Source organism: Crateriforma spongiae (assembly GCF_012290005.1).
Classification (GTDB): domain Bacteria; phylum Planctomycetota; class Planctomycetia; order Pirellulales; family Pirellulaceae; genus Crateriforma; species Crateriforma spongiae.
On the sequence record NZ_JAAXMS010000003.1, the window covers coordinates 801,767 to 816,905 of the forward strand.

The window sequence follows — 15,139 nt, forward strand, 5'->3', positions numbered from 1 at the left end:
TGGGATCGTGGCACCTCAGTCGATCCCGCCCGCTGGATCCGTCAAACCATCGCCGGTGACGACGTCAAGCCCAACCATCTGTGGCGTGGCCCCTTTGGCGGCATCCTTCCCGTATTCATCGACACTGAAAAGCGGGTTGGTGTGGGACGCGGCAAACGGGCCGTCACCGCCGCCATTCAGTGGCTACGCGGTGGCGATGAAAAACTCGCCATCGTCACCAATGGTCGCCAGTGGCGTCTGGTCATGGCCGGCCTGGACTACGAAGCCTTCTGTGAATGGGACATCGACCGTTGGCTCGAAAGTGGTCAGCCTTCCGATGAACTGTTTGGCCTGCGGGCGCTATTGCATCCATCGATCTGGACGCCACCATCGGACGACGAGAAGAGCCCGCTAGTCGAAGCGATCGCCGACAGCCGCAAAGGGCAAGCCGATCTTTCGGCGGTTTTGGGCGAGCGCGTCCGGCAAGCGGTCGAAGTATTGATCCAAGCCCACGGGCCGCTGCTCGATACTCTTCAACAAGAATCCAACACTCCGCCGACCAACGCCGAGATCTATCGGGCTGGCGTGCGTCTGGTGATGCGACTCGTCGTCGGCCTGTTTGCCGAATCACGTGAAGGTCTGCTGCCCAAAGACAACCCGATCTTCCACCAGTGCTATTCCCTCTCCGGGCTAAGGGATCAGCTAGAGCGAATTTCGCCGGCTCGCCGGGCGAGCAGCTACTCCGCTTATCCGCGAGTGGTTTCTCTGTTCCGACTGATTCATGACGGCAGCTCTCACGAAGCCCTCTCAGTGCCCAGTTACGGCGGCAGCCTGTTCGCCCCCGGCGACGCGGAAAGCTCCGATGGCGTCAGCCGGGCTTTGCACGTGTTTGAGCAGGGGGGCTACGAACGTGATCTCATCAGCGACGAAAAGATATTTGAGGTTTTAAATCTGCTCTCGCGGACCAAAGTGAAGATCCGCCAGGGACGTGGCTTTATACGTCCGCTGTCGCCCGTCGATTTCTCGTCGCTCGACAGCGAATACATCGGGATCCTCTACGAAGGTTTGCTGGACTTTGAATTGCACGTTGCCGGCGACGATGGTCCCGTCATCTTCCTTGCCGTCGGCAACCAACCGGCGTTGCCGTTGTCGACTCTCGAAGCGATGGATGACAAGGCGTTCAAGAACCTGCTGGAGAAAATGAAAGACACGTCATCCGGTGAAGATGACGAGGCAGAAAGCGACGAAGAACCATTGGATGAGGAAGCGGACAACACAGAAGGCGAAAGCCAAGACGAAGACGAAGACGAAGACGACGATGACGAAGGTTTCAGCGGCGAGACCGACGACGAAACCGACGACGACATTCGCCATACCGCGAGAACTGCAGCGGAGACCTGGGCTCGGCGTGCGATTGCGGTTGGCAAACTCGTCCCGAAGCCCCGCGGAAAGATGACGCCCGAAAAGCAGCTTGCCTTTGACGCGGCCGTGGATCGAAAAGCCCGGCAGATCATTACGAAAGTCGTCCTGCCCGGTGAACGTTATCTGGTCCGTTGGGGCGGCACGCGGAAGGGAAGCGGAACGTTCTACACGCGGCCGCAACTTGCGATCCCGACCGTTCACCGAACGTTGCGTCCGCTGGCGTATGAGCCGACGGAGCAAGGCGAGAGCAATGCAAACGACTCCCTCGATCAAGACACATCCACGCAAACGCCGGATACACCTCGGCGCCCCGAAGAAATCCTAGCCCTCAAGGTCTGCGACCCCGCCTGTGGCAGCGGATCGTTCCCATTGGCCGCATTGCGATTCCTCACCGATGCGCTGTATCACTCATTGGTCCATCACGACCGTTTCAAGGGCTACGACGATCGCACCGTCATCGACCTGATTCGTGACACCGACAACGAAACCACGCTAGCCGACGAAACGTTACCCTGTCGTCCCGACGACGCCGAATTCGAACCGCGGACCAAGGCTGTTCTGCGACGATACATTGTCGAACGCTGCATCTACGGCGTCGACCTTGACCCGCTGGCCGTCGAGCTTTGTCGATTGAGCCTGTGGATCGAAACACTCGACCGTCGGCTGCCGTTCACGTTTTTGGATCACAAAATCAAGTGCGGCAACTCGTTGGTCGGCACTTGGTTCGATCAATTCATGCACTATCCCGCGATGGCGTGGCTGCGCGAGGGAGGTGATAAGAACCACACCACCGGAGTTCACTTCAAGAAAGAGGCTTGGACCAAAGCTATCAGCAAGAAAGTCAAGGATGTCAAGAAGGACTTAATCGATTACATCGACGGAGCCAAGTTGATTTACAAGGTGGATCTCAGCACGATTGAGACGATTCACGCAGAAGCGGAAAAGGCCTTAGAAGACATTCACTTGTTAGGGATCCACGAAACAGAACAACGAGCACAGAAATACGTCGAACTCCGAGAAAGTGAATCTTTCAAGGAAATGCAATTTGCGTTCGATCTTTATTGTTCGCTTTGGTTCTGGCCGCCGGATCAAATCGACACCTGCCCGCTTCCATTGGATTTTTACGCGGGTGATTTTGACGCGACTGTTCGCGATACCGTCGCTAAGCTAGCCGAACGACATCGATTCTTTCATTGGGAAGTCGAGTTCCCGGACGTCTTTAATCAGGCAAACCTTGGTTTCGACGCAGTCCTCGGCAATCCTCCCTGGGAGACACTTCAACCTAATAGCAAAGAACACTTCTCTGCGATTGACCCACTCTATCGCAGCTACGGCAACCAAGAGGCGAAGTCGCACCACAAAGAGTATTTTCAAGATAAAGATGTAGAGCGAGATTGGTTGCAGTTCTGCGGTTTCTACAAAGAGATCGCAAATTGGATGAAGTACTCAGGAAGCCCATTCGGAAACAAACTGAAAACCGGCTCGGGCGATAAGCAAGAACATCAATTCCCCATCGGCGATCGCGGCCGTGGGAGCTACGAAAGCTCCGAAGCCCGCCACATTAAGTGGGCTCAGAAACGCGAAGAAACATCCGGATACGCAGATACTGAACATGCCTTTCAGTATCAGGGCGGTGGCAAACCGTACACGCACAAGATGTTCTTGGAGACATCGCATGCGCTCTTGCGCGAAGGCGGAAGACTCGGGCTTGTCGTACCTTCCGGACTCTATTCTGACCACGGCACCAGAGAGTTGCGGGAACTCTTCATCGAGCATTGTGATTGGGAATGGCTGTTCGGATTTGAAAACAGAGAAGGGATTTTTGATATTCACCGATCGTTCAAGTTCAATCCTATCGTGATTCAGAAGGGCGGTCGCACAACTTCGATTCAGACCGCTTTCATGCGTCGCAAGATCGAGGACTGGGAAAATGCAGATTCCTATGTAACAAACTACCCGCGAGACCGTGTGCTGCAGTTTTCGCCACGCAGCAAAGCAATCTTGGAGATTCAGTCGCAACGCGACTTACAGGTACTCGAAAAAATTTATTCGGGCAGCGTGCTGCTGGGTGACGATGGCCCCGATGGTTGGGGCATCAAGTATGCCCAGGGTGATTTCAACATGACCAGCGACAGCAAGTTGTTTCCGCCGCGGACGTGGTGGGAGGAGCGTGGTTACATTCCGGACGAATACAGTCGCTGGGTCAAAGGCAACTGGCAACCGCGCACCGCATCCTGCCCGGCCCCACCGGATTGCAAACGCACCGACATCCCCCCGGGCATCATCCTCTCCCGCGACGGAGAACAATTCCTCCACGAGGACGACATCGATATCGAAGAGTTCGTCCAAGCCAACGGCAAACCGATTATCTTCAAGTTTGAAGATGATGAAGGTGAGAAAGAGGACGTTCAGCCAATCGGCCCAGCAATCGCGTTACCGATTTATGAAGGCAGAATGATAGGGCACTACGAGTTCAGTAAGAAGGGCTGGATTTCGGGCAAAGGACGCGGGGCCGTTTGGCGTGACATTGAGCCAGTCGAGCGTGTGATCGAACCACAATTTTTACTAGGCGGCCGCGTGTATGAACTCGCCAAGCGGCAAACTGCTGACCATCTATTTAAAGTCGGAATGATGGACGTCACTTCCGCTACAAACTCAAGGACCATGATCAACACGGTGCTTGGCCGAGTTCCGACCATACACAAAGTTCCAACGCTCGCACCCAATGCAACCGGAGACAAGACGTTTGATGTATTGGTTTTGTCCGCAATGTGCAGCTCCTTTTCCTTCGATCACCTAATCCGTAATCGGTTAGGTGGACAATCGTTGGTTTGGGCCGCACTTGCAGAAACGGCGTTTGTCAAACCATCAAAGCCTCCTAAAGCAATCGCCGATCTCGCGATGTCTTTGGTGGGGGCGCAACCATTGGCGTCGAGACACGTGTGCGGATGGCAGTTTCGGAATGGGCGAACAGTTCGATTTGCGTTTACAGCTCACGAGCGGACTCGCGTGCGGTGCATCATTGAGGCGCTTGTTGCTTGGTCATATGGAGTCGATGAAAACGCTTTTGGCTGGCTTATGAGGGATTGTGACCATCCCATTGCATATTTGAGTCGCAATTCACGATTGCTTGACCCAAAGGGTTTTTGGCGTATCGACAAAACAAAAACACCCGAATTGCGTTTCTCGATACTTTCTCAAATCGCTTTCCGTGATTTGATGCAGTGCATCGTCGATGCCAATGATGAAATACTCGGCATAAACGAGTTCATCAATCAAAACGATGGCGAAGGCTGGCAACTCCCCGAAACCCTACGTTTAGCCGATTACGGCCTGGGGCATGACGACCGAGCGAAGGAGCATCAACCGGTTCGCGAGTGCTTCGGTCCCCGCTTCTACGATTGGCAGCTCACCCAAACTCCCGAAGAATCCTGGGCCGAATGCCACCTCCACGCCCGCAACCTCCTAGGTGAAGCCGCCTACGAAAGATTGGTGTCTGGTGATTCAGGGTTGGTGGTTGGTGAAGAACCAGCCGCATACCAATCATCACCATCGCCCAGTCACCAACCAGAACCCGACGAGCCATTCCAACTAACGGGTGAACCCAAGACAACGAAGAGACGCAAGCGATAGCCCGTAAATGGACAAGGTCTGCTGATACGCTATGAATACAAACCACGCCAAGATTGCTTTTCAGCATTTTATCAAGACGGCATTGGCAAGCGATGATGCAGCAAAGGCGTTTCTGCCTGCTACTTCGGATGATGACTCGATTTGGGTTGAACTTGCCAATGAGCTTTCCCAAATTGTCGACTGCGTGATGCTTCCGCCTGGAGAGATGTTCCTCGAAGCGTTGCTATCGGCAATCCAAAACTGCGGACCATCAACATGTATCGTGTTTCCTCCGTGGCAGTCTCGTCGGGAGTTGTCCGAGGAACTCCGCCAGCAACACCCTCAATTCGACTTCGCCAAAATCGTCGCTCAAGAGGTGGCAGCGGTCATGCCCGCCAATGGCAGACTGACGCTTTGCGTTCCCGCCGGAATGGTTACCAGCGAATCGGGTCGAAGATTTCGCGAAGCGTTTTTTGAAAAGCATCTGCCGACGAGGATTGTGACGCTCAATAATTCCGACCAGCTTATTGATCGAGTTCACCCATCATTTCAGTTTTGCCTGGTGTCGGTTAAGACGAAAGCGGCTGCTCGGGAGCCTTTGAAACTTTTCAAACCCACTGCCATCACCAATGACAAACAGCTTGACGCCGTCCTGCAAGACTTTGACCGGCTCAATGTTACCGGCGGTGGTGCTACCGAATTTGGTTACGTTATTCGAGATGGGCTGCCGGCGGCCTCGCCAATCATTCATGATTATTTCGAGCCACGGTTCCTGCAAGAGCAACGGTCGCTCGAGGCGATCGGTGAGCTAAAGCGGATTGATGAGCTGTTTGACTTTGTCCCTGTGATACACACGACCCATGCTAGGGAAGGACTGCACACCGAACGAGCCGATGGAAGATTTTGGGTCATTGATGGTCGAGCGGTCCAGAGAGATGGCACCATTGACCACGGTGAAGTCAGGCACTGGGTCGACCAAGCGGGTGAGCGAGAGTTGCGGGTTGGTGATCTTTGTTTCCGCAGCATCGGTCGGTTCTCCGACGGGGAAGTCGTCTTCGCCGAAGTTCAAGAAAAGGATCTTCCGGCGGTCGCGTCTCAGTCGACGGTGGTGCTACGTCCCAAGGAAAACCTTGACCACCTCGATTTGGAGGTCTTGGTAGCGATGATGAAGTCGCAGCAATTTGCCGATGCGGTGGCCGCCCGTTGTGGTAATTCTCTTCACCTGCTCCGTGCACCGTTCGGAGAGATGCAGGTTCCGGTGCCTGACGAGAGCCTGAAGATCGCGGTGCACGATCTCAATGAAGCGATCTCAAAATTCGACCACTTCAAAACGCAAGCGACGAGAGCAAGGAGTGTGTTGTTTAGCTTTTCTTCTCCCACGGAAATGCGAACCGAGATTTTGGCTTCAGGACGTTTGAGTCGGTTGCGAAGAGCGGCATGCGAGGCAATCGACAGCGTCAGTTATCGCATCCGTTCACTCTACCCTCACCCGGTCGCCATTCGATGGCGTAGTGCGGAGGTTAGCAGGCGAGACCTGGAGGGCTACGTCGAATTGCTTGAGACCGCAGAAGTGTTGGCCTACTACTTGGCGTCGATGGCGATGGTTCAAGCCGACGCAATCGAGGGAGCAGTTATTTCGCACGTGGGTGAAATTTCTAAGCGTCTGGGACGAGGTGGTGAAAAGTCAGTGGGGACAAGCATGGGTGATTGGCTGGCGATCATCCGCGAAGTGTCCGCATCGAAAGCATGGAGCCGCTTCTTGGCCGACGCTCCATTCCCCGAAGTGCTGACCTTCATAATGGACGATCCTGAGGTCGATAAAGCGATGCAGCGGATCTCGGAAGCACGCAACGATCAAGCTCACGGACGTGGCCCCAAAGGGGCGGCGGTCGCGGAGAAGTTTGATGAGGTGTTCGCAGACGTTGAGTATTTCTTTACAGCGACCGAGTTTCTGTCGGAGTATCCGATTCGATTCATCGAAAAGACGAACCGCGATTCGATGCGAAAGTTGACTCGATACCAATACCGCGATTTGATAGGCGACCACCCACTGACGCCTCAACAAGAGGCAGAAAGCGATGACGCCGAATTGGAGGCCGGCAGTCTGTACTTCGTCGCACGCGACGATTCGCTGCTTCGAGTGCGTCCCTACATCACTCGTCGCGAGTGTCCAGAATGTGGCTGCATGTCGCTGATGTACCTAGATCGGTTCAACGCGAAAACCGGCGAGTGCATCCTCAAAGGTCTCGATCACGCCCACACTGCGAAGGACTCAACAGTCACTGATGACTTTCGTTTCGTTGGTTTTTTGCCATCCCAGAGCTAGCGAGGATCCGGGCTAGAGAGTTAGAGCAACCAAACCTCCACCCCATATCATTGACCGTAATTTAGAGGCACCGATGCCGCTTAACCCGATTGTTTACACCGAGAAGATCGTTCGCAGTTTTCTTCGCTATCAACTTACTAGTTACGCCTTGGCGGATCCGCGTCTGTATGATCAGATGCGTGATCAATTGCGGTTGGATACCGTTCGGGTTTCACCATTGCTGCGTGGGCCTTACGTCAGTGTGTCGCGTGGATTTCGCCAAGGCGCCTCCGTCGAACAGCTCATCGAAGATGGCATTTTCCATCCGCACATGAAACGGATCGTCCCGGCTGGTTTCACGGCCGCATACGGTCACCAGGAACGGGCGTTTCGCTCCATTGCCAATGGCCGCCCGACGCTGGTCAGTACCGGGACTGGATCGGGAAAGACTGAGTGCTTTCTGTACCCAATTATCAGCCGGTGTTTGGAACTTCGTGACCAGAACGCGCCCGCTGGGGTGACGGCGGTCATCGTGTATCCGATGAACGCTCTGGCCGAGGATCAGCTTGACCGAATGCGTGGCCTACTTGCCGGAAGTGGCATCTCTTTTGGCATGTACGTGGGCAAGACGCCCGAGAACGAACGAGAGGTTCACGGGCACCGGATGGAGATCGGCGAAAGTCGCGAGGACTATGAATTTCGTATTCGAGAAACTCGCGAGGCGGGACTGAGCGACTCGGTGCATCCGGTGGAGGAGGTGTGCTCACGCGAGAAGATGCGGACAATTGGCAGCCAACCACGAATCCTGCTAACCAACATTAAACAATTGGAATTACTGCTGACTCGCCAGCGAGACGTTGAGCTTTTTGATAATGCGTTGCTGGAGTATCTGGTATTCGATGAGGCTCACACCTTTACCGGCATCCAGGGAGCGGAAACGGCTTGTTTGATTCGACGTCTGCGTGCGTTCTGCGGCAAAGACAGTTCTCACACCACTTGCATCGCAACCTCGGCCACGATTGTTGACGAAAACGAACCGGATGCGGCGAGAAAGTTCGCTTCGCGGTTCTTTGGTGTTGATGCGGCTTCGGTCGTGACCGTCAATGAGGAATATCAGAACGATGAATGGTCCACTAGCACGTATCATCCCGAGCGGCCACGCGAGCTTAGCAAGCTGCTTGAAGATACTCTGACGGCGGTCGAATCGCTTAACCCGCAGGAGCAGGTGACGTCGGTCTATCGGCGACTGACCAAGAGAGAGATTGACAGCGAACAATGGCAGGAATCTCTGTTCGACGACCTACGTCAGAACGAAGTCGCGAAGCAGATCCGAACGTCTCTCATGGGACCTCGTGAGCTTTCAACCTTGCTGTCTGAGTTAAAGACGACAGTCGGCCGCAAGGTCAGCGAAGAAGAATTGCTTTGCTATCTGACGCTGGGTGCGGCGTCGCTAAAGGATGGCCGTCCGCTGATGCGTCCCGTGGTGCATGGATTTTTGCGTGGTATTACCGGTGGTGTGGTCTCTTTTGAATCCGGCAGCGATCCGACGCTTTCGCTCAGCAGTGCAGAAGAACTAGAGAGAGGTGAATCGGCAGAGAAGTGGTGGCGCCCACGGCTGTTTTCATGCAATACCTGTGGGCAGCATTACCTAACGACCCACTTGAAGGACTTTCAATACACCGGCAACACGCCCGGCGGTGGTGAAATGGGCGAAGACGAGGACCACTTTTGGGCTCCGCAAGAAGAGAAACACGGAGGCGTTCGTGTGGTCTTGCTCGACGTCATTGTTAACCAGGACGGCCAGGGGCTCGCCAATCATCCGCGGACAACGGCGCTGTATTTTTGCCGCAGGTGTGGTGCGGCCCATCCGAACCCAAAGTCGCGGTGCCAAGCCTGTGGTGAGATGGCGGAGATGGTGCGTCTGTACGCCGTTAAGAGCAAGGAATCACACCCTGGCTATTTGACGAGCTGTTTCTCATGCCGAGCTCTCGGCAGCGCCAACGGGCGCCGGTATCGTGAACCCATCCGCGAAGTCCGTGCGACTTCCGTTGCTGACGTGCATGTTCTGGCCCAGGATATGGTTCAGCATGCGGACCGCAAACGGTTGCTGTTATTTGCGGATAATCGCCAAGACGCCGCGTTTCAGGCGGGTTGGATGAAAGACCATGCTCGGCGATTCCGCTTGCGTGGTTTGATGGCCGAGGCAATTGCCGGCGGTGCGGTGTCGATTGGGGATGTGGCACTGAAAATGAGCGACTCACTCGACCGCGATGACTCCTATTCCCGAGCGTTGATCCCTGAAGTTTGGCGAGTTGCCCCAAAGGAAGGTAGCGGTGGATCGCATGCTGACGAACGAGCGTACTTTCTGCGAATTCAAATGCTGCGTGAAATCACGATGGCGTCGAATCAGCGGAAGGGACTGGAACCGTGGGGACGGATCACCGTCTCGTACGAGGGTTTGAATACCTCGGACTCTTTTATCCAGTCGTGGGCTAACCGCCTCGGGTTGCCCGCCGATGAATTGAAGATCGGAATCGAAACGTTGCTTGATGCGCTCCGTCGACGGCGTTTGCTGCGAGATTCGCACAACGAGATCTTTTCTCGATATTGGCACGACGGCGATCGCGAAATCCAACGAGGGTATCTCCCCATTCTTCCCGGCCCCAAGGGAATGAAGCTGGAACTGGCCGGCAGTGACGAGCGAGAACGGGTGACAGCATGGATGTCAGAACGGAACAACCTTATTCGTTCGATTGTGCGAAAATGGGGTGTTCCGCCGGACGATGTTGCTGAGTTCATTGAAGAGCTTTGGGGCTATTGCACAGACCCGACGAAAGCGTTGCTGGTCCCAGTAACGCTCAAGAGTAATAAGGGGCGTGCTCTGCCGCGGTGCAGCGGTGTTTACCAGATCGACTCGGACAAGATTCGCATCGCCGAAAACCATGGGTACTACAGTTGCAATCGATGTCGCCGTCGAGTCACGCGACGTACACCGGGAAACCTCTGCCTGGCATGGCAGTGCGACGGAACTTTGGAGTTTGTGGGTGAGGATCCTGACAATTACGATTTGCAGGTTCTCGATGAACGCTACGCGATGCTTCGCCCGGAAGAACACACAGCGATGGTGCCCCAGGCCACCCGCGAGAAAATCGAAAACTGGTTCAAGGGAAGCGGTGACCGAGTGAACACGTTGGTTTGCACACCAACGCTGGAACTTGGTGTCGACATTGGGGCACTTGATTCGGTCTTGCTTCGGAACGTGCCGCCGTTGCCAGCGAACTACTGGCAACGTGCGGGACGCGCGGGGCGTCGCCACCGGATGGCCGTCAATATCACCTATTGCCGGCCGGCTTCGCACGATCGCGCGTATTTCAATGATCCGATGCGAATGCTTGGTGGACGAGTCGACCCGCCGGCGTTCAACTTGCGAAACAACGTTTTGGTTTCCAAGCACGTCGCTGCCACCGTGATCACGCGGCTGAATCAACTCGGCCGACCAGCGTCAGGCTTGCCCGAATCAGAAAGGGAGCTGATTCACGATACGTTGAAGGAAACACTGCCCTCTCGCATCACGCACTATCTGTTTACGCCCTCCGGTCAGTTGCGCAGTGAGCCATTCAACGTCCAACCGCTAGCGGACTTAATCGCAAAGCATCGAAATGATTTGTTGACATACGTCGGTCGAGCATTTCGTGATGGCTGGCCGGATGACGATGCTGATGTGACGACGGAAGAGGAAATTGCACGACACATCGACGAGGTCGCGAGCAACCTGGGCCGCGTCATCGGCAGACTTCGGAAGCGTCTGCAATGGGCAATTCGTGAAATACGCCGGCTGAACCGGGTGCGCGACGAGGAGGGCACACTCAGTTATGACGATGAGGCGCACTTCAAACGCTGCGACCGTCTTGTCAAGCAACTGAAGGGAATGGGCCGCCGTCGTCGAGGCGATGCGGATGGTGTCGACGACACAGTCACATTCAGTGTTCTCTCACAGGAAGGTTTCTTGCCGGGCTACGGTCTGGACGGCGGTGCGATTGTTGGGATGGCGGAAGTTCCACGCTGGCAAATCGGGGCCATGGATTTTAATTTGCCAAGGGCGGCATCGATGGCGCTGCGAGAATATGTGCCTGGAAATCTGATTTACGCCAATGGCCACCGGTTTGTAGCTAGGCGTTTTCATCGCGAAGCGGAAATGGACGAAGTCGATACGCCGGTCTTCGCGGTGAACATTGACCGAGAAGCGATCATTGAAAGTGATCGCAGCAGTGCCTCGGGAAGTTTGAGCGATATTGAATTGACCGCCATTCCAGTGTGTGATGTCGATCTGGTGCACATGTCGCAGATTTCGGATGAGGAGGAAAACCGCTTTCAGCTTTCGGTGGCGACTTATGGTCGGGAGCAGGGACGACACAATGGTGGCCAAGCATTTGGCTGGGGTGGCAGTCCGCTGCACTTCCGTCGAGGCGTGCACTTCCGCATGGTGAATGTAGGCGCTTCGTCGCTGGTCGATCGAACGCCGCCTGAAATGGGCTATCCGGTTTGCCAAATCTGTGGACAAAGCGTGTCGCCGCTGGCATCGGTTCGTCAGATCCAGAACTTCCGCGACAAGCACACCGAGTGGTGCGGCCAAGAACCGGTCAACGTCGGCTTTTACGCGGACGTGGTTGCCGATGCCGTCACCATGGTGAACATGCAAGACAAAACGACTGCTTACACGATCCTCGAATCCATTCGCCAGGCGGCCGCGTCGGTATTGGACATGCACATCGATGACCTGCAGGTTTTGGTCGTTGGGCATGTTGATCGGGACGAGGTAGATGGCAACCTATGGGATCCTATGCCTGGTGGGTCGGGCCTGCTTTCGCAACTGCTCGAGAACTTCCCACGAATCGTTTCGACTGCAGCGGAGATGTTGTCGGGTTGTCCGATGAATTGCGGTAGCTCGTGCAATCATTGTCTGCAGACGTTCCGCAATGCCTACTACCACCGATATCTCGATCGACATGTTGGTCTTGAGTTCTTTGAGCGTGCGGGGAACCGACTTGCTGAGGAGCACGTCATTCCATCGCTGCAGCCATCGCCTGATAATAACCCGAACACGCAAGCAGGCGAGGTGAACGACGCGGAGGCCAAACTAAAGCATCTGTTGGCGATAGCAGGTTTTCAGGGCGGGAGTTTCCAGCAGCAAATTCGCTTCAAGTACGAGTTTCGACCGAGCCCAAACCTGAGCAGCACAACCCCCGACGTGTTTTTTGATCCCGACCCGGATGATCCCGATGACATGGGGATTTGCATCTATCTGGACGGTATGAGCGATCACATTCACGGGAGCGCCAACACTGCAGCAAAGGACAGCGAAATTCGTTCCTGGCTACGCAACAAAGGATACAACGTTTTGGAAATCACTCGTGTTGATTTGGATGACAGCGGTGCCATGCGACGTCATCTGAAAAAACTCGGGCGATTGTTGGTCGGGAAGGAGTTTGCGCGATCGCTGGACGAAAACAGTGAGCTGAACTCTGCCTTAGGCAAGCCGAGCCCCACAACATCCCAACCGGTGCAAGCTAACGTCGACAAGCAAACTCCGAAAGCCAAGTTGTCGAAGGAGTATGAAGAGGTTCTCGACCTTGTTAGCGGCGACATCCGCAAATTGGTTGCGCAGCTTGCTGCGGATAACATTCCCGTTCCCGAACCCGGCTATCCCTTGGACGACGAAGACGGAGTGACCATCGCAGAATGCGAACTTGCCTGGCCTGATTTGTCCGTGGCTTACTTTCGCGGCGGCGATCACGAATCGGCTGAACAATTCAAGACGCGTCAGTGGCTGGTGATTGTCGGTCAAGGGTTGAGTACCGATGTTGCAGCGATTCGGTCAGCACTTATGGGCAGTAGGGCCGAGCAAGGGAGAAGTCTCTCATGAGTACTCCGCAATTGGCGATCAGCAATGAGTTCATGGACGCGGTCGCGAAGCTTCCGAAATCGCAACGAAAGAAGGTCCAGGAATTCGCCAAAAAGTTCAGGGCAGATCCTAAGTCGTCGGCGATCAACTACGAAAAGATCCACAACATGGCTGACGACCGTGTTCGAACGGTTCGGATTGATCAAAAGTATCGAGCCGTCGTATTGCATCCCGATACCGGCAACACCTACGTACTGGTCTGGGTTGACAACCACGATGAGGCGATGGATTGGGCCAGAAATCGAACATTCGAAGTTCATCCAGAGACTCAGTCTCTGCAAATTTTGAACGTAGAACGGGTGCAGAAGGCAGTAGCCGATGCGGAGGCTTCGCAAGCCACTCAAGACGCACTGCTTCCTCAAGATAACAAGACGCTACTTTCATTTGGCATTCCCCCGGTCTTGCTACCTGCGGTTCGGCAACTACAGACGAAGGAAGAGCTATCGCAACTTCAAAACGTGCTGCCCGCCGAAGCTTTTGAAGCACTGGTATGGCTCGCCGAGGGAGAGTCCGTTGAGGACGTGAAGCAATATGTGGGTCTGTTGCTTGAAGAGGAGAGTCAGCAGTCATCGTCAAGTGAAAATGCCGACGAAGATTTGGCGATCTTGAAGAGCCAGTCGACTCGACGGTTTAGTCGAGTCGACAGCGATGACGAGCTCGATCGTGTTTTGTCAGCGCCGTTGGAGCAGTGGAGGGTTTTTCTGCACCCACTTCAGCAGCAAATGACGCAACAGTCGTTTGCAGGCCCGACGTTGGTTTTGGGCGGTGCTGGCACTGGCAAGACCATTGTAGCGATGCATCGGGCGCGTAGGCTTGCACTGAACCTTAAGTCGGATCAACGCGTTCTATTCACTACCTTCACCAAAAACTTAGCAGAAAATGTGAGGTCCGTGCTTGGAACGCTATGCGGTGATGAGATAAATCGCATTGACGTGCAACACATTCACGAACATGCCATGTCCTGGCTTCGCAACGCCGGCCCCACACAGGTTGCAAGCGATGAAGAGATTGCATTGGCATGGGATCAAGTGGCTGTCGACAATCCCACGAAACTTGAGACAGACGTGTTGCGTGATGAGTGGTTTTACGCAAATGCTGTTCGAGGAATCACTGATCGTGACGAATACCTACAACTGTCGAGAGTCGGTCGCACACCATCGCTTTCCAGACGAGAGAAAGCGGCGGTCTGGAAAGCGTTTGAGCTTTTTGAGCATGCGTTACAAGCAAGCGGTAAGTTGAGTTGGGTTGGCGTTGCTCGTAAGGCAGCGGAGCTGTCTACAAACTCTTCATCTGCTATTTATCAACACGTGATCGTCGACGAAGGACAAGACTTTTCGGCGACTGATTGGCGGTTTGTCAGATCCTTGGTCCGGGCGGCGGCTGACGACATATTCATTGTCGCGGATCCCCGTCAACGGATCTACCATGAACCGACTCAGCTTTCGGACGGAGATGTCATGATTTCTGATCGAATTCACCGTTTGCAGATCAACTACCGCACCACCGAACAAATCCGTCGTTGGGCAACAGGTCGCAGCAGCGATTTGGTCACGACCGACCTTTGCAACTCTCCATGGTCCGATATCGCGACACACTCACTCTTTAGCGGCCCTGAACCGGTACTGCTGGAGCATGATAACCAAGATGAAGAATCACAGGCAATTTCCGACTTGGTGAAGAGGCTCAAGGAAACAGTACCACTGGATGAGATCGCAATTGTTGTGAGAGCCAAGTGGTTACTCAAGAAGCTCAAGTCGACATTGAAAACGAATGATGTTGCATTTACAGAGTTAGACGGTGACACAGTCGACGGGGACGGAGTTCAACTAGCAACAATGCATCGAGTAAAGGGCCTGGAG

At 54.6% G+C, this 15,139-nt stretch carries 4 protein-coding genes; all 4 read left to right on the top strand.

What is annotated here, in order from left to right; translation table 11 throughout:
• The first annotated feature begins 141 nt into the window (after positions 1–141).
• Positions 142–5,034 (top strand): Eco57I restriction-modification methylase domain-containing protein, encoded by a 4,893-nt coding sequence (locus tag HFP54_RS11485; protein WP_168565186.1) that lies wholly within the window; start codon positions 142–144, stop codon positions 5,032–5,034.
• A gap of 31 nt (positions 5,035–5,065) precedes the next feature.
• Complete coding sequence (locus HFP54_RS11490) at positions 5,066–7,339, top strand: hypothetical protein (RefSeq protein ID WP_168565187.1); 2,274 nt, start codon at positions 5,066–5,068, stop codon at positions 7,337–7,339.
• A gap of 73 nt (positions 7,340–7,412) precedes the next feature.
• Positions 7,413–13,241 carry a DEAD/DEAH box helicase gene (locus HFP54_RS11495; protein WP_168565188.1) on the top strand — a complete coding sequence of 1,943 codons (5,829 nt, stop codon included), beginning with the start codon at positions 7,413–7,415 and terminating at the stop codon, positions 13,239–13,241.
• Positions 13,238–15,139, top strand: a 1,902-nt coding sequence (locus tag HFP54_RS11500) for a UvrD-helicase domain-containing protein (RefSeq protein WP_168565189.1), incomplete at its 3' end; no start/stop codon positions are given. The genes HFP54_RS11495 and HFP54_RS11500, both read left to right, overlap by 4 nt.

Coding starts and splice junctions, on each gene's coding strand:
- HFP54_RS11490 (WP_168565187.1), top strand. CDS start 5,066: ATGAATACAAACCACGCCAAGATTGCTTTTCAGCATTTTATCAAGACG.
- HFP54_RS11495 (WP_168565188.1), top strand. CDS start 7,413: ATGCCGCTTAACCCGATTGTTTACACCGAGAAGATCGTTCGCAGTTTT.